Here is a 20671-nt window from a genome sequence, read left to right as displayed (position 1 = left end):
GCCCATGTCTATTTCATCGCCCCTGTTGCGTCTGTTACTGGTCAGCTTTCTCAGCCTGATGCTCGCCCCCCTGGCGAATGCCGAAGCCGCTAAACGCCTGCGTATCGGCATCACCCTCCACCCTTATTACAGCTACGTGGCCAACATCGTCGGCGACAAGGCCGAAGTAGTGCCGCTGATCCCGGCCGGCTTCAACCCTCACGCCTACGAGCCACGCGCCGACGACATCAAGCGCATCGGCAGCCTGGACGTGATCGTGCTCAATGGGGTCGGCCATGACGACTTCGCCGACCGCATGATCGCCACCAGCGAGCGCCCCGACATCAAGGTGATCGAGGCCAACGCCAACGTGCCGCTGCTGGCGGCCACCGGCAATGCCGCGCGCGGTGCGGGCAAGGTGGTCAACCCGCACACCTTCCTGTCGATCAGTGCATCGATTGCCCAGGTCAACAACATCGCCCGTGAGTTGGGCAAGCTCGACCCGGACAACGCCAAAACCTACACCCAGAACGCCCGCGCCTACGGCAAGCGCCTGCGCCAGATGCGCGCCGACGCCCTGGCCAAGCTGACCAGCGCCCCCAACCCGGACCTGCGCGTTGCCACCGTGCACGCAGCCTACGACTATCTGTTGCGCGAGTTTGGCCTGGAAGTGACCGCAGTGGTGGAACCGGCCCACGGTATAGAGCCAAGCCCCAGCCAGTTGAAGAAAACCATTGATGAACTGCGCGCTCTGGATGTGAAGGTGATCTTCTCGGAGATGGATTTCCCGTCCACCTACGTCGATACGATCCAGCGTGAATCCGGGGTCAAGCTGTACCCGCTGTCGCATATTTCCTATGGCGAATACAGCGCTGAAAAATACGAAGTGGAGATGACCGGCAATCTCAACACCGTGGTCCGCGCGATCCAGGAGTCAGGGGCATGACCGCGGCGCAACAACTGCACGTGGCCAGCGTCGGCCCGACCCTGAACTTCGACCAGGTCTCGCTGACACTGGGCCGCACCGTGATCCTCGACGGCGTGAGTTTCCAGGTACAGCCGGGCAGCATCCATGCGCTGGTCGGCCCAAATGGCGGCGGCAAAAGCTCGCTGATCAAGACCCTGCTCGGCCAAACGCCCCACCGGGGCCGTTTGAGTCTGGAGTGGCCAGCCACGCCCGGCACCATCGGTTACGTCCCTCAGGCGCTGGAGTTCGACCGCGGCCTGCCGATGACCGTCGACGACTTCATGGCTGCCATGTGCCAGCGGCGGCCTGCGTTCCTTGGCCTTTCCAGGCATTACGCGGCGGCGATCGGTGATGCACTTGAGCGCGTCGGCATGCACGACAAACGCAAGCGTCGCATGGGCGCGTTGTCCGGCGGTGAACGCCAGCGCGTGCTACTGGCCCAGGGCCTTATCCCGGCACCGCAATTGCTGGTGCTGGATGAGCCCATGTCGGCCCTTGATGAAGCCGGCATCCAGGTGTTCGAGCGGCTGCTCAATGATTGGCGCCTGGCCGGGATCACCGTGCTGTGGATCGAGCACGACCTGGAAGCGGTCGGCCGCCTGGCTGACCGTGTCACCGGCCTGAACCGCCGCGTGCTGTTCGATGCCACGCCAAAAGAGGCATTGACCCCGGACCGGCTGCTGACCCTGTTCTCCACTCACCCTCGGAGCCCGGCGCAATGAGTTATGAAGCCTTTCGCTTGATGGTCCAGGGCTGGGCGTCTTCCGGTTACCTGCCCGAAGCCCTTGCCTACGGGTTTGTGGTCAACGCCCTGCTCGCCGGCTTGCTGATCGGCCCGGTGCTGGGCGGCCTGGGCACGCTGGTGGTGGTCAAACGCTTTGCTTTTTTCTCCGAAGCGGTCGGCCATGCTGCGCTGACCGGCGTGGCTGTAGGCATTTTGCTGGGCGAACCCTACACCGGGCCCTATGGCAGCCTGTTCGGCTACTGCCTGCTGTTCGGCATCCTGCTCAACTACCTGCGCAATCGTACCGGCCTGGCGCCGGATACCTTGATCGGCGTGTTCCTGTCGGTGTCCCTGGCGCTGGGTGCCAGCCTGCTATTGATCCTGGCCGGCAAGATCAACGTGCATATCCTCGAAAACGTTTTGTTTGGCTCGGTACTGACGGTCAACGGCAATGACTTGCTGGTGCTGGCAATCGTCGGCTCGCTGGTGATGGCCCTGGCCTTGCCGCTGTACAACCGCATCATGCTGGCCAGCTTCAACCCGCAATTGGCGGCGGTGCGTGGTGTAGCGGTGAAGACGTTGGACTACCTGTTCGTGATCCTGGTGACGCTGATCACCGTGGCTGCGGTCAAGGTGATCGGTGCAATCCTGGTCGGTGCGCTGCTGGTGATACCTGCCGCTGCGGCGCGCCTGTTGAGCCAGTCACTCAAGGGTTTCTTCTGGGTCTCGGTGCTGATCGCCACCGTCAGCACCCTGTGCGGCATTCTGCTGCCGATCATCTTCGACCTGCCGATCCCGTCCGGCGCCGCAATCATTCTGGTTGCCGGTATCGCCTTCGCCTTTGCCGCCATTGCCCGCGGCACCGTGCCCAGCCTCAAAGGGAATCTTGGATAATGCGCCCTGTCTTTCGCCCACTGGCCCTGGCCATCGCTTGCTTGATCAGTCCATCGGCACTGGCTGCCGTTGATGGTTTTGACCCGAAGGAATTCAAGGCCAATCACGGCCTCGGCCATGCCGCGCTGACCAAGGCCAAGTCGGTAAAACCGGTCAAGGTGCTGGCCTCGCTGCCCATTACCTACGGTTTGGCTGAAGTACTGCTCAAGGATACCGACGTGCAACTTGAACGCGCCGCGCCAGCCAACCTCCCCGGCTCGCGGCAGGTGTCCTACTTCACCGGCCGTGGCGCGGCGGCGCTCAACACCTTGGCGCAGGACGCCGATGCCACCATCGGCTTGCGCTCGCTGTGGGCCGACGATCCGCTGTACCCGGTGGCACGGCGCAGCAATATCCGCATCGTTGAAGTGGACGCCGCACGCCCGGTGGACGGTGGCTTGCCGGGTATCGCAGTACAACCGGGGGTCACCGATGGCTTGAACAGCCAACCCTGGCAATCGAGCAACAACCTGGGCCGCATGGCCGATGTATTGGCCGCCGACCTGAGCCGACTCGCCCCAGGCGCCAAGCCCAAGATCGATACCAACCTGGCCGCACTCAAGCAACGCCTGCTCAAACTCGCCGCCGACAGCGAGGCGCGGCTGGCCAAAGCCGATAACCTGAGTGTGGTCAGCTTGAGCGATCACTTTGCCTATTTGGTCAGCAGTTTGAACCTGGAACTGGTCAGCACCGATGCACGGCCCGATGCCGAGTGGACGCCCGAGGCGCTGCAAAAACTCAGCGCCGAGTTGAAGGACAACGATGTGGCGGTGGTGCTGCATCACCGTCAACCCAGCGATGCAGTCAAAACCGCCGTCACTGCCGGCGGCTCCAGACTGTTGGTATTGAATGTGGACGGCGCCGACCCGGTGACGGAGTTGGAAACCAATGTGGACCAAGTGATCAAGGCACTTACGCCCTAGGCAAACCACCGATCCGTCAGGGATAAACTCGGTTCAATGTGGGAGCTGGCTTGCCTGCGATGCGGGCGCCTCGGTTTATCAGGCCTACCGCGTCGATGCCATCGCAGGCAAGCCAGCTCCCACATGGGTTCGCGGTGCACCAGCCGCTACACCACATCCACACCCACATGAATTGCATCATGCCGCCAGAACTCCAAGTCACAGTCGATCAGGCGTTGATGCTGGTCATAGTTGACCCGGGCGATGCGCAAGCCCGGGCTGCCCACCGAGACACGCAGCGCAGCGGCCGCTTCCACCGGCAGTGAGGTCGGCACAATCTCGAAGCGCACCCGCCCGTAGTGCAAGTCATATTTGCTGGCATACAGCTCGGTCATCGACTGATTCAAATCGCACGCCAGGATCCCCGGAAAGTACAGGGGGTTCAGGTAATGCTCGACGTACAACACCAGACGCCCGTCGATCCTGCGCCCACGGCAAATCTGGATCACGCTGGACAGCGCAGGTAATTGCAGCCACGCACAGACCGCCGCCGACGCCGGTTGCAGCCTGGCTGAAATGACTTCAGTGGAGGGCACGCGCCCCTGATCGCTGACCATCGCGTGAAAGTGGCTGCGCTGCATCAGGTTATAGGCCAGCCGCGGTGGCGAGACGAACCAGCCCCGACGCTCTTCGCGATAAATCTGCCCTTGGGCCTCCAGTTGTAACAAGGCTTCCCGCACGGTAATGCGGGTGGTACCAAACAACTCGCTGAGCTTGCGCTCGGCGGGCAGTTTGCTGGCGGGCGGCAACAGGCCGTGATCAATCTGCTCTTGCAGCGCCAGGCCGATGGAGGTTACCGCCTTGATTGCCTCATCACGCATCAACGTTACCTATCTGGACTAGACCAGCACCGTTCAGGTGCACAAAACGCGCTCTATCTGGGCTTTTACTACTGCGAGCCAGCCTAGGCATTACAGATGACCGACAGATGACAGCAGGCATCCACCGCCCGTACCACACCCTGCAATACATCGGCCAAGTCCAGGGCCTGCGGGCTGTTGGGCATGGTCTACGCTAAGTCTGAGCTGAGCGACACTCGTGCTTCAAAAACGACATCGACATGAAACTGTCATCCATCGGGCCTAAATTGGCTCAGGTATTGCTGACCTAGACCACACCCTCGCCAACGTTCGTATAAAACGCCGCGTGTAAAACGCCCAAAGGAGCTTCGGATGAAACAGCTTTTCCTGGCATCACTGTTAGGCTCGACCATTGCCATGTGCACCGCCGCCATGGCCGCTGATACCGATCTAAAAACCTTGGAAGCCGCCGCCAAGGCGGAAGGCGCCGTCAACAGCGTCGGCATGCCCGATGACTGGGCCAACTGGAAAGGCACCTGGGAAGACCTGGCCAAGACCTACGGCCTCAAGCACATCGACACCGACATGAGTTCGGCCCAGGAAATCGCCAAGTTCAAGGCCGAAAAAGACAACGCCAGTGCCGATATCGGTGACGTGGGCGCAGCCTTCGGCCCGATCGCGGTGAAGCAGGAAGTCACCCAGCCATACAAACCCTCCACCTGGGCGCAGGTTCCGGATTGGGCAAAAGACAAAGACGGTCACTGGGCCCTGGCCTACACCGGCACCATCGCCTTTATCGTCAACAAGAAACTGCTGCACGGCTCCGAAGTTCCGACCAGTTGGGCCGACCTGCAAACCGGCAAATACAAGGTGTCGGTGGGTGATGTAAGCACCGCAGCCCAAGCCTCCAACGCGGTACTCGCCGCCGCTATCGCCAACAAGGGCGACGAGAAAAACATCGCGCCGGGCCTGCAATTTTTCACCAAGATCGCCCAGCAAGGTCGCCTCTCGCTGTCCAACCCGACCATCGCCACCATGGAAAAAGGCGAAGTCGAAGTGGGCATCGTCTGGGACTTCAACGGCCTGAGCTACAAAGCCAAGATGGCCAACCCGGATGACTACGTGGTGCTGATCCCATCGGATGGTTCGGTGAAATCCGGCTACACCACCATCATCAACAAATACGCCAAGCACCCGAACGCCGCCAAGCTGACTCGCGAATACATCTTCAGCGATGCCGGCCAACTCAACCTGGCCAAAGGTAATGCGCGTCCGATCCGTGCGGAAACCGACCTGAAGCTGCCGGCCGATATCGCCAAGAACCTGATCCCGGGCGAGCAATACACCAAGGCCAACCCGCAGCCGATCAAGGATGCCGATGCCTGGGAAGCCACGTCCAAGAAGCTTCCGCAGATGTGGAACGAGCAGGTCATCGTAGAAATGAAGTAATCGGTCTCTCTGATCCAAAGGCGGTCAGTGTGGGAGCTGGCTTGCCTGCGATAGCGGTCTGACATTCAACATTTGTGTCCACTGATACACCGCCATCGCAGGCAAGCCAGCTCCCACATTTGATCCCATCCCAAGTTGATACTGAGCCATACCCTCTGTTGCGGAGCCCCAGCCCCCCATGAAGCACACTGTCATCCTGGTCGTGCTCGACGGCCTCAACTTCGAGGTTGCCCGGCACGCCATGGGACACTTGCAGGCCTATGTCGGCGCAGGACGCGCAGCCCTCTACAAACTGGAATGCGAACTGCCCGCCCTGTCCCGCCCACTGTATGAATGCATCCTCACCGGCGTGCCGCCGATTGACAGCGGCATCGTCCACAACAACGTCTCGCGCCTGTCCAACCAGCGCAGCATTTTCCACTACGCCACCGATGCAGGCTTGAGCACTGCGGCGGCGGCTTACCATTGGGTCAGCGAGTTGTACAACCGCACGCCCTTTCTCGCCGCCCGTGATCGCCATACCGACGATAAGGCGCTGGCTATCCAGCACGGGCACTTCTACTGGAATGACCACTATCCGGATTCCCATCTGTTCGCCGATGCCGAAAGCCTGCGGCTCAAGCACGCGCCAAACTTTTTGCTGGTGCATCCGATGAATATCGACGACGCCGGCCACAAACATGGCCTCGACACCGCGCAATACCGCAACAGCGCGCGTTCGGCCGACATTATCCTGGCCGACTATCTGCAAGGCTGGCTCGACGCCGGCTACCAGGTATTGGTGACGGCTGACCACGGCATGAACAACGACCGTTCCCACAACGGCGTGCTGCCGGAAGAGCGCGAAGTGCCGCTGTTTGTCCTCGGTGGCGCGTTCAGCCTGGATGGCAACGCCGCGCCGAAACAAACCGATCTGTGCGGTACCGTCTGCGAGCTGCTGGGCGTGCCGCACGACAAACCCGTGTGCCGGGAGCTGCTCAAGTGAATTCGATGACCCGCGGCAAATGGCTGGCCCTGCTGTGCCTGGTGCCCTTCGCACTGTTCTTTATCGTGTTCGAAATCGCGCCGCTGGTGTGGGTGCTGATCAACAGTCTCCAGACCGAAGAGTCCGGTTGGGGGCTGGATAACTTCACACGGATATTCAGTTCGAAGTTCTACCGGCAAGCGATTCAGTTCAGCCTGGAGATCAGTTTCTACTCCAGCATCTTCGGCATCATCATCGCCACCCTGGGCAGTTATTCGCTGCGCCGAGTGGATTCGCCACTGCGCAACTTCGTCACCGCGTTCGCCAACATGACCAGCAACTTCGCCGGTGTGCCCCTGGCCTTCGCGTTCATCATCCTGCTGGGCTTCAACGGCAGCATCACCATCATGCTCAAGCAGGCCGGGATCATTCAGGACTTCAACCTGTACTCCAAGACCGGCTTGATCATCCTCTACACTTACTTCCAGATTCCCCTCGGCGTGCTGCTGCTCTACCCGGCGTTTGACGCATTGCGCGAAGACTGGCGTGAGTCGGCCGCGCTGCTCGGTGCCAATGGCTGGCAGTTCTGGCGCCATATCGGCTTGCCGGTACTCACCCCCGCCCTGCTTGGCACTTTCGTCATCCTGTTGGCCAATGCGCTTGGCGCCTACGCCACGGTCTACGCCCTGACCACCGGCAACTTCAACGTGCTGCCGATCCGCATTGCGGGCCTGGTCTCGGGCGATGTGTCGCTGGACCCGAACATGGCCAGCGCCCTGGCCGTGGTGCTGGTGGCGCTGATGACTGTGGTCACGGTGGTCCATCAACTGCTGCTCAAGAGGAGCTACCATGTCTCGCGCTGATGCTGGCCCGGCCTCCCTCTACCATCGGGTAGTGGTGTACCTGTTGTTCCTGATTCTGGTGCTGCCGCTGATCGGCACCTTTGTCTACTCGATCTCCAGCAGTTGGTCGGCGACTATCCTGCCCGCCGGCTTTAGCGTGAAGTGGTACGTACAGCTGTGGAGCGACCCGCGCTTTCTGATGGCGTTCGGGCAATCGCTGCTGGTGTGTGTGGGCGCATTGATCCTTTCGGTGGTGTTGATCCTGCCGTTGTTGTTCGTGGTGCACTACCACTTCCCCAAGCTCGACGCGCTGATGAACATTCTGATTTTGCTGCCCTTTGCGGTGCCCCCGGTGGTGTCGTCGGTGGGCTTGCTGCAACTTTATGGTTCCGGGCCGCTGGCGATGGTGGGTACGCCTTGGATTCTGATCGGCTGTTACTTCACCGTGGCGCTGCCGTTCATGTACCGGGCGATCACCAACAACCTGCAAGCCATCAACTTGCGTGACCTGATGGACGCCTCCCAACTGCTTGGCGCCAGCACCTGGCAAGCGGCGATCCTGGTGGTGCTGCCGAACCTGCGCAAAGGCCTGATGGTGGCACTGCTGCTGTCGTTCTCGTTCCTGTTCGGTGAGTTCGTGTTCGCCAACATCCTCGTCGGTACTCGCTACGAGACCCTGCAGGTGTACCTCAACAACATGCGCAATAGCAGCGGCCACTTCACCAGTGCCGTAGTGATCTCCTATTTCTTCTTTGTGCTGGTGCTGACCTGGGCCGCCAATATCTTGAACAAGGACAAAAGCCAATGAGCTTCGTCAGCGTCCAACACCTGCAAAAAAGCTACACCGGCACGCCAGTGTTCAGCGATATCAACTGTGAAATCGCCAAGGGTGAGTTCGTCACCCTGCTCGGTCCGTCCGGTTGCGGCAAGTCCACCCTGCTGCGTTGTATCGCCGGGTTAACCTCGGTAGACAGCGGCAAAATCCTGTTGGATGGGCAAGACATCGTGCCCCTGAGCCCGCAGAAACGTCAGATCGGCATGGTGTTCCAGAGCTACGCGCTGTTCCCCAACATGACTGTGGAGCAGAACGTCGCGTTCGGCCTGCGCATGCAAAAGGTCAACGCCGACGACAGCCACAAGCGCGTGCAGGACGTGCTGCAATTGGTTGAGCTAAAGGAGCTGGCCGGCCGCTATCCGCACCAGATGTCCGGCGGCCAGTGCCAGCGCGTCGCCCTCGCCCGCTCGCTGGTGACCCGCCCGCGCCTGCTGTTGCTGGATGAACCGCTGTCGGCATTGGATGCCCGTATTCGCAAGCACTTGCGCGAGCAGATCCGCCAGATCCAGCGCGAACTGGGGCTGACCACGATTTTCGTGACCCATGATCAGGAAGAAGCCCTGACCATGTCCGACCGCATCTTTTTGATGAACCAGGGCAAGATCGTGCAGAGCGGCGATGCCGAAACCCTCTACACCGCCCCCGTGGATGCGTTTGCCGCTGGCTTTATCGGCAACTACAACTTGCTCGATGCAGACAAGGCCAGCCAGTTGTTGCAACGGCCAATCAAGGGGCGCATTGCCATTCGCCCCGAGGCCATCGAGTTGAGCCGCAGCGGCGAGCTCGATGCGCTGGTGCGCAGCCACAGCTTGCTGGGTAACGTAATTCGCTACCGCATCGAGGCCCGTGGCGTGGAATTGGTGGTCGACGTGCTCAATCGCTCGGCCGATGACTTGCACCCGGACGGCCAGCGCCTGGCACTTTCCATCGACCCCAGCGCACTGTGTGAAGTAGCCTGACAGGCAGCAACCTATTGAGAGAGAGCATCACCGATGGCACTGGTAATTTTTGATCTGGACGACACCTTGATCCACGGCGACTGCGCCACCCTCTGGAGCGAGCAGATGGGCCGCCTGGGTTGGGTCGACCCCGAGTCGTTCATGCGCAGGAACAATGAGCTGATGGATGCCTACAGCCAGGGCAAGCTGCTAATGGAAGACTTCATGGACTTCAGCCTGGAGCCGATGATCGGTCGCACCCCGGAAGAAATCGAGCATCTGGTGCAGCCGTGGGTCGAGGACGTGATCGAGCCGCTGATCTACAGCGACGCCACCAAGACCATCGCCCGCCACCGCGCGAACGGCGACCGGATCCTGGTGATTTCCGCCTCGGGCACTCACCTGGTCACGCCGATTGCGGCGCGTATCGGTATCGATGAAGTGCTGGGGATTAACTTGAGCGTCAGCCATGGGGTATACGACGGCAAGACAGAGGGTGTACTGACTTACCGTGAAGGCAAGATCACGCGCTTGCTGGAATGGCTGGAGCAGGAAGGTGAAACCCTTGAAGGTGCGTATTTTTACTCGGATTCGCGCAATGACTTGCCGCTGCTGCTCAAGGTGGATCACCCGCAGGTGGTGAACCCGGACCCCGTATTGCGCACCCACGCCGAACAGGCCGGCTGGCCGATCCACCACTGGACCTGAATCAATAGAGATCAACCTTTGGGAGCTGGCTTGCCTGCGATAGCGGTGCGACAGTGAAGAATTCTTCATCTGGTGCACCGCTATCGCAGGCAAGCCAGCTCCGACATTGACTGCATTTCAATCCAGGATTCGGTCAGGCTATTGGCAATATGGACTACACCGAACGTAGGACGGGGTTGTTCTAGCCCTCCACATCACCGTCAACGCCTTGCAATGCTCTCACAGTGCCTCCATAGTGAGTCTGGACTGAGCCCGTAGCAGTAGCGCCGGGCTTTTTGCATTATGCGACCGGACCATATGGAACCGGCTCCCTCAAAGACGGCCTAATATGCGTTATCAATTGCCCCCGCGTCGAATCAGCATGAAGCATCTGTTCCCCAGCACCGCCCTCGCTTTTTTCATTGGTCTCGGCTTCGCGTCGATGTCGACCAATACGTTCGCAGCCAATAGCTGGGACAACCTTCAGCCTGATCGCGATGAGGTGATTGCCAGCCTTAACGTCGTCGAGTTGCTCAAGCGCCATCACTACAGCAAGCCGCCGCTGGACGACGCTCGCTCGGTGATCATCTACGACAGCTACCTCAAGCTGCTGGACCCGTCGCGCAGCTACTTCCTGGCCAGCGATATCGCTGAGTTCGACAAGTGGAAGACGCAGTTCGACGACTTCCTCAAGAGCGGCGACCTGCAGCCTGGCTTCACCATCTACAAGCGTTACCTGGACCGCGTCAAAGCGCGTCTGGACTTCGCCCTGGGTGAGCTGAACAAAGGCATCGACAAGCTCGATTTCACCCAGAAGGAAACCCTTCTGGTGGATCGCAAGGACGCTCCTTGGCTGACCAGCACCGCCGCCCTGGACGACCTGTGGCGCAAACGCGTCAAGGACGAAGTGCTGCGCCTGAAGATCGCCGGCAAAGAGCCCAAGGCCATTCAAGAGCTGTTGACCAAGCGCTACAAGAATCAGTTGGCGCGCCTGGACCAGACCCGTGCCGAGGATATCTTCCAGGCCTACATCAACACCTTCGCGATGTCCTACGACCCGCACACCAATTATCTGTCGCCGGATAACGCGGAAAATTTTGATATCAACATGAGTCTGTCCCTGGAAGGCATTGGTGCCGTCCTGCAAAGCGACAATGACCAGGTCAAGATCGTACGTTTGGTGCCGGCAGGTCCGGCAGATAAAACCAAGCAAGTCGCCCCGGCCGACAAGATCATCGGCGTGGCCCAGGCCGACAAAGAGATGGTCGATGTGGTCGGCTGGCGCCTGGACGAAGTGGTCAAGCTGATCCGTGGGCCCAAAGGCAGCGTGGTGCGCCTGGAAGTGATTCCGCACACCAACGCACCGAACGACCAGACCAGCAAGATCGTGTCCATCACCCGTGAAGCGGTGAAGCTCGAAGACCAGGCTGTACAAAAGAAAGTCCTCAACCTCAAGCAGGATGGCAAGGACTACAAGCTGGGCGTGATTGAAATCCCCGCGTTCTACCTGGACTTCAAGGCGTTCCGTGCCGGTGACCCGGACTACAAGTCCACCACCCGCGATGTGAAGAAAATCCTGACGGAGCTGCAGAAAGAAAAAGTCGACGGCGTGGTCATCGACCTGCGCAACAACGGCGGCGGTTCCCTGCAAGAAGCCACCGAGCTGACCAGCCTGTTTATCGACAAGGGCCCAACCGTGTTGGTCCGCAATGCCGATGGGCGTGTCGACGTGTTGGAAGACGAAAACCCGGGGGCCTTCTACAAAGGGCCGATGGCGTTGCTGGTCAACCGCCTCTCGGCCTCGGCTTCAGAGATTTTCGCCGGCGCCATGCAGGACTATCACCGTGCGTTGATCATCGGCGGCCAGACCTTCGGCAAGGGCACCGTGCAGACCATTCAGCCGCTGAACCATGGCGAGCTGAAACTGACGCTGGCCAAGTTCTACCGGGTTTCCGGGCAGAGCACCCAGCATCAGGGCGTGCTGCCGGATATCGATTTCCCGTCGATTATCGACACCAAGGAAATCGGCGAAAGCGCGCTGCCTGAAGCCATGCCATGGGACACTATCCGCCCTGCGATCAAGCCGGCGTCGGATCCGTTCAAGCCGTTCCTGGCGCAGTTGAAGGCAGACCACGACACCCGCTCCGCCAAGGATGCCGAGTTCGTGTTTATCCGCGACAAGCTGGCCCTGGCCAAGAAGCTGATGGAAGAGAAAACCGTCAGCCTCAACGAAGCGGATCGCCGCGCACAGCACTCCAGCATCGAGAATCAGCAATTGGTGCTGGAAAACACCCGCCGCAAGGCCAAGGGCGAAGATCCGCTCAAAGAGCTGAAGAAAGAAGATGAAGATGCGTTGCCGACCGAAGCGGATAAAACCAAACCGGAAGACGATGCCTACCTGGCCGAGACTGGCCGGATCCTGCTCGATTACCTGAAGATCACCAAGCAGGTGGCCAAGCAGTAAATGATGGCAATTTAATGTGATCGCTCCACAGAGTGTCATCATATAGACATCATTCTGTCGTGAAATGAAAGGACCGCAGGCTTAATGCCTGCGGTCCTTTTTTTTCGATCGAGATCGCCATGACCATGACCGAACAGCTGAATGCACTGGGCTCAATCCTGGCTCAAGGCAGTTTGCACAGCCTGTTCCAACCGATCATTTGCCTATCGGAGCGGCGTATTCTCGGTTACGAAGCGCTTAGTCGCGGCCCGTCCAACAGCCCGCTGCATTCCCCCGTCGCGTTGTTCTCTGTCGCCCGTCATGCCGGACGCCTGAGCGAGCTGGAAATGGCATGTCGGGAGAGTGCGTGTCGACGCTTCAGCGAGCACAAATTGCCCGGCAAGCTGTTTCTCAATGTCTCGCCGGAGTCCTTGATGGACACATCCCATCAGCCGGGGCGCACCCTGCAACTGCTGCGCAACTTCGGTATACCACCCAGCCAGGTGGTGATCGAACTGACCGAACAAACGCCCACCGATGATTTCGCCTTGTTGCAAACCGCCCTGCATCATTATCGCGACATGGGCTTTGCCATTGCCCTTGATGACCTCGGTGCCGGCTATTCCAGTTTGCGGTTATGGTCGGAACTGCGCCCGGACTACGTAAAGATCGACCGACACTTTATCGACGGCATTCACCAGGACGCCCTTAAGCGCGAATTCGTTGGATCGATCCTGCAGATCGCCAAGGCCTCCCGCGCCCAAGTGATTGCCGAGGGGATCGAACTGACGGAAGAACTGGCGGTGTTGACCGAGATGGGCGTCGACCTGGTCCAGGGCTACCTGCTCTGCCGCCCGCAGGAACACCCGCCGCAGCAAGTGCGCCTGATGTTGCCCAAACCGGATAACGCCACGATGGCCCTCAGCGACGAAGGCAGTGACCTCAGCGCCCTGCTGAACGAACAGCCGGCGGTGGATCAAGACACCGCCACGGCTCAAGTGCTGGAAGCGTTCCGCCGCCAGGCCAATCTCAATTCACTGGCGGTGCTGGATGGCCGCGGTCGCCCGGTCGGTATTGTGCATCGGCACTCGCTGTCGGACGCGCTGCTCAAGCCGTTCGCAACCGACCTGTTCGCACGCAAACCGATCAGCCGCTTGATGAGCGATGATTTCCTGGCGGTGGAGTTGAGCCAGTCCTTGCAACAGGTCAGCCGTTTGTTGACCAGCCGCGCACGGCAGCGCATCGAAGAAGATTTCATCATCACTTTAAATGGCGACTATCTGGGCCTGGGCCGGGTGATCGACGTGCTCAAGCTGATCACCGAACTGAAAATCCAGCAGGCGCGCTACGCCAACCCGCTGACGTTGCTGCCAGGCAACGTACCGATCCAGCAATGCCTGACCCGGCTGTTGCAGCAACAGCGCGAGTCGGTGATCTGTTATGTGGATATCGACAGTTTCAAGCCGTTCAACGATATCTACGGCTACGGGCGGGGGGATGAAGTGCTGCTGTGCCTGGCGCAATGCCTGAACGACCGGGTAGACCCCAGCCGCGACTTTGTAGGGCATATTGGTGGCGATGATTTTTTGCTGGTGCTGGGCCCGCAGGATTGGCGCAAGCGGCTCAACCAGTTGCTGGATGACTTCCATACCCAATGCCGACGCTTTTACCGCGCCGAGCACATAGACGCTGGCTGCTTCGTGGCACTCAACCGCCAGGGCGTGCGCCAGGAATTCGCCTTGCTATCGCTGTCCATCGGTGTGGTGCATTTGTACCCACAGGCTTGCGCGCAGCTTGATGCCAGCCAGTTGGCGGAACTGGCTTCGCAAGCCAAGCACCATGCCAAGGACGTGGCCGGCTACAGCATCCATGTGATCGACAGCCTGGACATGTACTCCCCGGCGATTTAAGCCTCGGCAGATTCCGGGTATTCGTACTCGAACACCCGCACCACTTCCGAAGCGTGCCAGGACGCTGCGGCCACGCCATCGGAAGGCCCGCTGAAACGCCCGAGACGCTCCACACATTCAAAGAAACCGGTACGCGGCAGGCGGCTGGCACCCTGGCTGATCACCAGGGAACTGCGCAGCGGCTGCTCGGCCTTGGCATCCAGCGCCGCCAGGTGCTCCAGGGCAGCTGCCAGGGTCTGCATGGCCGGCGTCGGAAATTGCAGGCGCTCAAGCAGCGCACGGTACGTGAGTAGATGGCGCTGGCGGCGCGCCTGATCCAGTTCGTTGAGCAACCCATCCCAGTGCTGACGACTGATACGTAGACTCAAGACTCATCCCTCCAACCTGCAACGCCCAATTCCCAGGCCAGGCTGCGGCGAATGGCGGCATCCGGCTGGCGTTCACCACTTTCAATCAAACCAAGGTACGAGGGGCTGATCCCCACCGTGCGTGCCAGAGTCTCGATAGCCAGGCCCTTGGCCTCACGCAAGCCGCGCAGGTCTGCGAGCGGGCGCAGGTCCTGGTCGATGGCGGTAGAGGCGGCAGGGGAAGAAGCGGGTGTAGGTTGCTGCTGACCGGCAGCTTTTAGCAGCGCCTGGTACTGCTCCCATGGCAACACCGCGTATTCGGGTACGCCATCGCGTGAAATGATCTGAATATCCATGACTGCCCCGTAGGATAAAAACACTTACTAAGTAAGTTCTTTCCTTAGAAGTGTAATCCTAACAGCCACGAAGGTCGCCGGGGGATACCCGGCATCATTAGTTTTTTTGCGGGTTTTCCCGAGCCAGCAGCTCAGGCGTCGCGGGGAGGCGCTCAACCACCGCGAGTTTTTCCGGGCGTTGCGCATCGCGCCAGGCGCGAAAGGCGCTCAGTTCGCCGCTCAGGGTCTTCATGACCCACGCCAGCACGGCGATGTCGTCGAACATGCCGAACATCGGGATAAAGTCCGGGATTGCATCAATGGGGCTGAGAAAGTACATCAGCCCCGCCACCACCGAGATCAGCGCCTTGGGGCTGATCGCTCGGTATTCGCCGCGCCAGTAAGCCAGGCAAAGGGCCTGGAGCAATTTCAGATCGTCCTTTAGCTGGCCCAGCCGATTGCCCTGGCTTGAGCCTTTGGCCGCGACGGCAAACAGCAAGGTCGGCAAACGTCCACGGCCCAGCAGACGGGCAGCCATGGGCAGAAAGCGGGTGAAATTGAACGGTGGTTTCATCAGGCACTCCAGTTCCAGGCGAGGTAAAAGGTTATCCACACAAATTGTGGATAACCTTGTGAACAGAGCCTGTTTTATCAGCTGAAAGCCACGGTCTATAAGGCTTACAGTCAGATCGGGCGTTTTTTGCGCACATAAAAAAAACCCAAGAATTCATTGACTTGGCATGTATGTGCGGCTACCCGTGCTCGAGTCTTATATCAGACTGTGTCCGATTGCGGACGTTCGTTTGGATTTTTCGAGGCTTCAACGCAGGGGCTGGCTGGCGTGCGATAGTCATAGACATCTACACGACCCCGGTACCACGCCGCCCCCCCCGTGGCAGCCTGCCAGCTGATGCCTATCTCTCAGACACCCTGGGCTCCAAATGTGGGAGCTGGCTTGCCTGCGATAACGGCCTCACAGTCGACACAGTTATACCGAGTACATATCCATTCCTGCGGTAACGGCCACTTAGGGTTCCGCTCTGACAGCGGGTCACTTTTGGAAAAGAGCCCACCACTCGGCACGTCGCCTAGGCTCGGTGTGCCTGAGATCAAGATCACAAGCAGATCAAGATCAAGAGCGGCTCGCTTCGCATCGTGGTTAGCGTTGGCTGCTACAGCCTGTAGTGTTGTGTAAAGACTTATGGCAATCGCAGGCAAGCCAGCTCCCACATTTGGAGTGCGGGACGTCAGGTAAGTAAGTGGCGGCTGGAAGGCCGTCATCACAGCGATGCGGCGACCCGACAAGCCAGCTCCCACAGAAATTTTTTGCATCGCTTGATACAGCCCCGAAAACAACAACGCCCCGTCGAGACGGGGCGTTGTGTGTTCAGGCGCCTATTACTTCTTGGCGGCTGGTGCAGCAGGTGCGTCAGCCGCTTCTGCCTTGGCTGGGTCCTTGATGCCCAGCAGTTCCAGGTCGAATACCAGCACAGAGTTGGCTGGAATCGCCGGGCTCGGGCTCTGGGCGCCGTAGGCCAGGTCGGACGGGATGTACAGCTCGACCTTCTCGCCAACGTGCATCAGTTGCAGGCCTTCGACCCAACCCGGGATCACGCCGCTGACCGGCAGATCAATCGGGCTGCCGCGATCCACGGAGCTGTCAAAGGTAGTGCCGTTGGTGAGCTTGCCGGTGTAGTGAACAGTCACTACGTCGGTCGGCTTTGGCTGTGCGCCGTCGGCCTTCTTCACGATCTTGTACTGCAGACCGGAAGCGGTGGTGACGACGCCGTCTTTCTTGGCGTTGTCTTCGAGGAATTTCTTGCCGGCAGCTGCCGACTCTTCGCTCATTTTGGTCATGCGCTCTTCGGCACGCTTTTGCAGCGCGGCGAAGGCTTCAACCAGTTCGTCATCTTTGAGCTTCTGCTCTTTCTTGCCGACAGCATCTTCAATGCCTTGGGCTACCGCTTTGGAGTCCAGGTCATCCATGCCTTCTTGGGCAAGGCTCTTGCCCATGTTCAGGCCGATGCCGTAGGAAGCTTTTTGCGCCGGGGTTTTCAGCTCTACGCTGGTTTGCGAATCACAACCCGCAAGTACCAGGCTAACCAGGGCCACCGCCGCCGCCAACCGATGCTGTTTCATGCTATTTCCTTGTTCATGCGCCAAAAGGGCATTCGAATAAAGTCGCGAGCTTATCAGGCGGCCCCGACCAATGGCTACCGGCATGTGAGCAGGAAACTTCTGATAAGTTCACGTGTTTAAAAGCATTTCCATTTATCATGGGCCACCGCGACGGATCGCGGGACCGCCTGCCAGCAGGCTAATCGCTACTTGCCGCACCTGTGGCGCAGTGGCATAACAACGCGACAATTCGACAAGGATAGTTATCTTGCGCACTTTTTCCCGTGTTTTACTCCTGATATTGATCGCACTGGGCCTGACCCTGGCCGTGGTGCTCCATTACACCCTCAACCCCAAGCTGCCGGACTATATGCCCGTGGAGCAGGTGCACTACCAGGACCAGTGGAGTGCCGCCGACCGTCAGACCTTCTACTTCACGCCCCAGGGCACCCAGGTAAAGGGCTTGCACTACGACTGGTTCACGGCTCTGGAGCTGCCGTTCTCCGAGCAACGCTTTGCCGCGCCGGAGTACCTGGCGCGCTTTGGTTTCCTGGTCGATCCCAGGCAGGTGCCCACCACGCAAAACCCTGGCAACCTGCCGGTGGGTTTCGCCCGGCACCAGAATGCCGACAGCAAGGTTCAGTACCTGGACATCACCTGCGCGGCCTGCCATACGGGCGAGTTGCATTTCAAAGGCCAGGCCCTGCGCATCGATGGCGGCTCGGCTCAACATGTACTGCCCTCCAGCGTCCCCACCTTGCGCGGCGGCAGTTTCGGCCAGGCACTGGTCGCCAGCCTCGCCGCCACTTATTACAACCCGTGGAAGTTCGAGCGCTTCGCCCGCAAGGTCCTGGGTGACCAGTACGACGCCCAGCACAACCAACTGCGCAGCGACTTCAAGCAATCGCTCAACCAGTTCCTCAAAGTCGCCTGGAATGATACCCATCGCGGCCTCTACCCCACCGAGGAAGGCCCCGGCCGTACTGACGCCTTCGGGCGCATCGCCAATGCCAGCTTTGGCGATGCCATTTCCCCAGATAATTATCGCGTCGCCAACGCTCCCGTGGACTACCCGCAGCTGTGGGACATCTGGACCTTCGACTGGGTGCAGTGGAATGGCTCGGCCCAGCAGCCCATGGCGCGCAATATCGGTGAAGCGCTTGGTGTAGGTGCTACCCTGGCCTTCTTCGACAGCGCCGGCCAACCGCTGCAAGGCGCTGCACGCTACCCCTCCAGCGTGCGGGTGCGTGACTTGCACCTGATCGAAGAAACCCTGCAACGTCTCAAACCGCCGACCTGGCCTGAGGCGTTGTTCGGCGCCATCGACAAACCCCTCGCCGCCCAGGGCCGCGCACTTTTCGCCGAAAACTGTGCAGGCTGCCACCTGCCGACAATTACCGAAGAAAATGGTCGCCCAGTGCAGCAGTTGAAAATGCTGCCGGTGGATTACATCGGCACCGACCCCGGCACCGCCAGCAACATTGCCGATCAGCGTTATGACCTCAGCGCCCTGCAATGGGACCCGGCCGAACTGGCCCGACTCAATGTTGAACTGCACCCTGCCCCCACCGCACCACTGGACCTGAAAAAAATGTCCGTAGCCCAGGGGTTGGCGTACGTCACCGCATTCGTCGAAGAACATGCCTACCGCGCCGCCGGCGTTACCCCGGCAGAGCGCCCGAGCCTGGACGGGTTCGGCCTGCCGATTGGCGTGCGCGAATTACGCGCCTATAAGGCACGGCCATTGGCAGGCGTATGGGCTACCCCACCGTTCCTGCACAACGGTTCGGTGCCAACACTCTACCAACTGCTTTCGCCCCAGGACGAGCGCAGCACTAGCTTCTATAAAGGCACGTTCAACTACGATCCACGCCATCTGGGATTTGAAACCGCCGCGTTCAAGAATGCCTTTCTGTTCGATACCCGGATCACCGGCAACCACAACAGCGGCCACGAGTTCCGCGCAGGCGCACGGGGCAATGGCGTCATTGGCCGTGGCTTGCTGCCCCAGGAACGCTGGGCGCTGCTCGAATACCTCAAAGTGCTGGGCGGACCGCTGGAGCAACAATTGCCATGATTATTCGATCGCACAACAAGGACCGTTCCATGCTCGCTCGTCTCTGGCTCCATCTCGGCGCTTTTCTCGGCAAGACGCTGTTGTGGCTGTTGAGCCTTGGGATACTGGGGTGGCTATTGGCGACCCTGTGGTTCGCCTGGCAGCACAGTGGCCCGGTGTCAGCAGATGAACAGATCCCGCCAGGTGAAGCGGCCATGACCCAAGGCATTATTCAGACCGCCGTACGCATCGTTGACCAGCATCGCGAAGGCACTCGCTACCTGCGCGATGCCCATGCCAAGGCCCATGGCTGCGTAAAAGCACAAGTGAGCGTGCTGGCAGATCTGGACCCAGCCCTGCGCCAGGGCGTGTTCGCCGAGCCAGGCAAGGTCTGGCAGGCGACGATGCGATTGTCCAACGGTAACGCTTACCCGCAGTTCGACAGCATTCGCGATGCCCGCGGCATGGCGATCAAGTTGCTGGATGTGCCGGGCAAGCAACTGATGGCCGACCAGCAAGCGCGCACCGAACAGGATTTCGTGATGTTCAGCCACCCGAACTTCTTTGTCAGCGATGTAGCGGAATACGCGCAAAACATCGGCGCGCAAGCGGATGGCAAGAAGGTCCTGGCGTTCTTCCCCAAGCTCGATCCGCGCAGTTGGCAAGTGCGTCACCTGTTTATCGCCCTGGCAACCCTGGCGCCCGCCCCGGCCAGCCCGACGCAGACGACTTACTTTTCAGTGTCGCCCTACAAGTTTGGCGCGGCCAACGCCAAGTTTCGCGTCGCGCCCGACCCGCAAAGCTGCCCGGAGTATGTGCTGCCCAAACAGAACCAGGCCCTGCCGAACTTCCTGCGCAGCGCGCTCAACCAGCAACTGTCCACCGATCGTGTAGATGCGTGTTTTGTGCTGCAGATCCAGCGGCAAAACCCGCAGGCGTTCATGCCCATCGAAGACACCAGCATCGAATGGAAGGAAAGCGACGCGCCGTATGAAACCGTGGCCAAGGTCAGGATTCCCGCCCAGGACTTCGACACGCCGGCGCAGAACCTGGCGTGCGATAACCAGTCGTTCAACCCCTGGTTCGGGCTGGAAGCGCACCGCCCCATCGGCGGCATCAACCGGCTGCGCAAAGCGGTGTACGAGGCCGTCAGCGATTACCGCCACAGCCGCAACGCACCGTAAGGCGCGTTAAATCGCAGGCGAAAAAAAACCCGCTCAATGAGCGGGTTTCTTATGGCTACCTGGCGTTCAGTGTTCCAGGTGACCGAATATGGCGCAGCGGACGGGACTCGAACCCGCGACCCCCGGCGTGACAGGCCGGTATTCTAACCGACTGAACTACCGCTGCGCGTAACACATGAAGCGAATGGTGGGTGATGA

Annotated in this window: 19 protein-coding genes and 1 tRNA gene; 14 read left to right on the top strand and 6 right to left on the bottom strand. The window is 60.0% G+C overall.

What is annotated here, in order from left to right; translation table 11 throughout:
- The first annotated feature begins 4 nt into the window (after positions 1-4).
- Genes JFT63_RS28045 through JFT63_RS28030 form a run of 4 tightly spaced genes read left to right on the top strand, consistent with a single transcriptional unit; the run spans position 5 to position 3526 of the window.
- Positions 5-925 carry a metal ABC transporter substrate-binding protein gene (locus JFT63_RS28045; protein WP_198708728.1) on the top strand — a complete coding sequence of 307 codons (921 nt, stop codon included), beginning with the start codon at positions 5-7 and terminating at the stop codon, positions 923-925.
- Positions 922-1668, top strand: a complete 747-nt coding sequence (locus JFT63_RS28040; protein ID WP_186562854.1) for a metal ABC transporter ATP-binding protein — start codon at positions 922-924, stop codon at positions 1666-1668. The genes JFT63_RS28045 and JFT63_RS28040 overlap by 4 nt, the downstream gene beginning before the upstream one ends.
- Positions 1665-2564 (top strand): metal ABC transporter permease, encoded by a 900-nt coding sequence (locus tag JFT63_RS28035; protein ID WP_005786732.1) that lies wholly within the window; start codon positions 1665-1667, stop codon positions 2562-2564. The genes JFT63_RS28040 and JFT63_RS28035 overlap by 4 nt, the downstream gene beginning before the upstream one ends.
- On the top strand, positions 2564-3526 hold the full coding sequence (locus tag JFT63_RS28030) for a metal ABC transporter solute-binding protein, Zn/Mn family (protein ID WP_198845212.1): 963 nt from the start codon (positions 2564-2566) through the stop codon (positions 3524-3526). Before JFT63_RS28035 ends, JFT63_RS28030 begins: the two co-directional genes overlap by 1 nt.
- Positions 3527-3672: 146 nt before the next feature.
- On the opposite strand, the gene JFT63_RS28025 is transcribed toward JFT63_RS28030, so the two are convergent.
- Positions 3673-4386, bottom strand: coding sequence for a UTRA domain-containing protein (locus tag JFT63_RS28025; RefSeq protein ID WP_057703657.1), 714 nt, complete (start codon positions 4384-4386; stop codon positions 3673-3675).
- A gap of 351 nt (positions 4387-4737) precedes the next feature.
- Here JFT63_RS28025 and JFT63_RS28020 point away from each other — a divergent pair, with 351 nt between their 5' ends.
- From JFT63_RS28020 to JFT63_RS27985, 8 genes are all read left to right on the top strand, one after another.
- Positions 4738-5814: an ABC transporter substrate-binding protein gene (locus tag JFT63_RS28020; protein ID WP_057703658.1), complete on the top strand. Its 1077-nt coding sequence runs from the start codon at positions 4738-4740 to the stop codon at positions 5812-5814.
- 178 nt (positions 5815-5992) lie between these two features.
- On the top strand, positions 5993-6799 hold the full coding sequence (locus JFT63_RS28015; protein WP_198845211.1) for an alkaline phosphatase family protein: 807 nt from the start codon (positions 5993-5995) through the stop codon (positions 6797-6799).
- A gap of 5 nt (positions 6800-6804) precedes the next feature.
- Positions 6805-7641 (top strand): ABC transporter permease, encoded by an 837-nt coding sequence (locus JFT63_RS28010; RefSeq protein ID WP_167346946.1) that lies wholly within the window; start codon positions 6805-6807, stop codon positions 7639-7641.
- On the top strand, positions 7628-8428 hold the full coding sequence (locus JFT63_RS28005; RefSeq protein WP_032876990.1) for an ABC transporter permease: 801 nt from the start codon (positions 7628-7630) through the stop codon (positions 8426-8428). The genes JFT63_RS28010 and JFT63_RS28005 overlap by 14 nt, the downstream gene beginning before the upstream one ends.
- Entirely contained in the window at positions 8425-9414 is a 990-nt protein-coding gene (locus JFT63_RS28000; protein WP_186562842.1) for an ABC transporter ATP-binding protein, read from the top strand. The genes JFT63_RS28005 and JFT63_RS28000 overlap by 4 nt, the downstream gene beginning before the upstream one ends.
- A gap of 33 nt (positions 9415-9447) precedes the next feature.
- A complete protein-coding gene (locus JFT63_RS27995) occupies positions 9448-10101 on the top strand; it encodes an HAD family hydrolase (protein ID WP_057703662.1) in 654 nt (217 codons plus the stop codon).
- Positions 10102-10462: 361 nt separating this feature from the next.
- Positions 10463-12544, top strand: a complete 2082-nt coding sequence (locus tag JFT63_RS27990; RefSeq protein WP_224796967.1) for a carboxy terminal-processing peptidase — start codon at positions 10463-10465, stop codon at positions 12542-12544.
- A gap of 119 nt (positions 12545-12663) precedes the next feature.
- Complete coding sequence (locus tag JFT63_RS27985) at positions 12664-14433, top strand: bifunctional diguanylate cyclase/phosphodiesterase (protein ID WP_186562838.1); 1770 nt, start codon at positions 12664-12666, stop codon at positions 14431-14433.
- On the opposite strand, the gene JFT63_RS27980 is transcribed toward JFT63_RS27985, so the two are convergent.
- The 4 genes from JFT63_RS27980 to JFT63_RS27965 all read right to left on the bottom strand — a co-directional run bounded on the left by JFT63_RS27980 (position 14430) and on the right by JFT63_RS27965 (position 17254).
- Entirely contained in the window at positions 14430-14801 is a 372-nt protein-coding gene (locus tag JFT63_RS27980; protein WP_005786715.1) for a hypothetical protein, read from the bottom strand. The genes JFT63_RS27985 and JFT63_RS27980 overlap by 4 nt on opposite strands.
- On the bottom strand, positions 14798-15136 hold the full coding sequence (locus JFT63_RS27975; RefSeq protein WP_198845210.1) for a helix-turn-helix domain-containing protein: 339 nt from the start codon (positions 15134-15136) through the stop codon (positions 14798-14800). The genes JFT63_RS27980 and JFT63_RS27975 overlap by 4 nt, the downstream gene beginning before the upstream one ends.
- A 97-nt stretch (positions 15137-15233) precedes the next feature.
- On the bottom strand, positions 15234-15689 hold the full coding sequence (locus JFT63_RS27970; RefSeq protein ID WP_060764815.1) for a YkvA family protein: 456 nt from the start codon (positions 15687-15689) through the stop codon (positions 15234-15236).
- An 824-nt stretch (positions 15690-16513) separates the two neighbouring features.
- Positions 16514-17254 (bottom strand): FKBP-type peptidyl-prolyl cis-trans isomerase, encoded by a 741-nt coding sequence (locus JFT63_RS27965; RefSeq protein ID WP_005786709.1) that lies wholly within the window; start codon positions 17252-17254, stop codon positions 16514-16516.
- A gap of 247 nt (positions 17255-17501) precedes the next feature.
- Here JFT63_RS27965 and JFT63_RS27960 point away from each other — a divergent pair, with 247 nt between their 5' ends.
- Together JFT63_RS27960 and JFT63_RS27955 are read left to right on the top strand one after the other, a co-directional pair.
- Entirely contained in the window at positions 17502-19310 is a 1809-nt protein-coding gene (locus JFT63_RS27960) for a di-heme-cytochrome C peroxidase (protein WP_198845209.1), read from the top strand.
- Positions 19311-19339: 29 nt separating this feature from the next.
- The gene (locus tag JFT63_RS27955) at positions 19340-20473 is read left to right on the top strand and encodes a catalase family protein (protein WP_198845208.1); all 1134 of its coding nucleotides are present in this window, start codon (positions 19340-19342) and stop codon (positions 20471-20473) included.
- 89 nt (positions 20474-20562) lie between these two features.
- Here the strand turns inward: JFT63_RS27955 and JFT63_RS27950 are convergent.
- A tRNA-Asp gene (locus JFT63_RS27950) sits at positions 20563-20639 on the bottom strand.
- Positions 20640-20671 lie beyond the last annotated feature (32 nt).

The organism is Pseudomonas sp. MF7453 (genome assembly GCF_016405455.1).
GTDB classification, from domain to species: Bacteria; Pseudomonadota; Gammaproteobacteria; order Pseudomonadales; family Pseudomonadaceae; genus Aquipseudomonas; species Aquipseudomonas paralactis.
Note: the sequence above shows the minus strand (reverse complement) of the source record. Positions and strands in the feature narration are given on the sequence as shown.

Coding starts and splice junctions, on each gene's coding strand:
- JFT63_RS28045 (WP_198708728.1), top strand. CDS start 5: ATGTCTATTTCATCGCCCCTGTTGCGTCTGTTACTGGTCAGCTTTCTC.
- JFT63_RS27985 (WP_186562838.1), top strand. CDS start 12,664: ATGACCATGACCGAACAGCTGAATGCACTGGGCTCAATCCTGGCTCAA.
- JFT63_RS28005 (WP_032876990.1), top strand. CDS start 7,628: ATGTCTCGCGCTGATGCTGGCCCGGCCTCCCTCTACCATCGGGTAGTG.
- JFT63_RS27955 (WP_198845208.1), top strand. CDS start 19,340: ATGCTCGCTCGTCTCTGGCTCCATCTCGGCGCTTTTCTCGGCAAGACG.
- JFT63_RS28040 (WP_186562854.1), top strand. CDS start 922: ATGACCGCGGCGCAACAACTGCACGTGGCCAGCGTCGGCCCGACCCTG.
- JFT63_RS28030 (WP_198845212.1), top strand. CDS start 2,564: ATGCGCCCTGTCTTTCGCCCACTGGCCCTGGCCATCGCTTGCTTGATC.
- JFT63_RS28020 (WP_057703658.1), top strand. CDS start 4,738: ATGAAACAGCTTTTCCTGGCATCACTGTTAGGCTCGACCATTGCCATG.
- JFT63_RS28000 (WP_186562842.1), top strand. CDS start 8,425: ATGAGCTTCGTCAGCGTCCAACACCTGCAAAAAAGCTACACCGGCACG.
- JFT63_RS27965 (WP_005786709.1), bottom strand. CDS start 17,254: ATGAAACAGCATCGGTTGGCGGCGGCGGTGGCCCTGGTTAGCCTGGTA.
- JFT63_RS28035 (WP_005786732.1), top strand. CDS start 1,665: ATGAGTTATGAAGCCTTTCGCTTGATGGTCCAGGGCTGGGCGTCTTCC.
- JFT63_RS27970 (WP_060764815.1), bottom strand. CDS start 15,689: ATGAAACCACCGTTCAATTTCACCCGCTTTCTGCCCATGGCTGCCCGT.
- JFT63_RS27990 (WP_224796967.1), top strand. CDS start 10,463: ATGAAGCATCTGTTCCCCAGCACCGCCCTCGCTTTTTTCATTGGTCTC.
- JFT63_RS27975 (WP_198845210.1), bottom strand. CDS start 15,136: ATGGATATTCAGATCATTTCACGCGATGGCGTACCCGAATACGCGGTG.
- JFT63_RS28015 (WP_198845211.1), top strand. CDS start 5,993: ATGAAGCACACTGTCATCCTGGTCGTGCTCGACGGCCTCAACTTCGAG.
- JFT63_RS28010 (WP_167346946.1), top strand. CDS start 6,805: ATGACCCGCGGCAAATGGCTGGCCCTGCTGTGCCTGGTGCCCTTCGCA.
- JFT63_RS28025 (WP_057703657.1), bottom strand. CDS start 4,386: ATGCGTGATGAGGCAATCAAGGCGGTAACCTCCATCGGCCTGGCGCTG.
- JFT63_RS27995 (WP_057703662.1), top strand. CDS start 9,448: ATGGCACTGGTAATTTTTGATCTGGACGACACCTTGATCCACGGCGAC.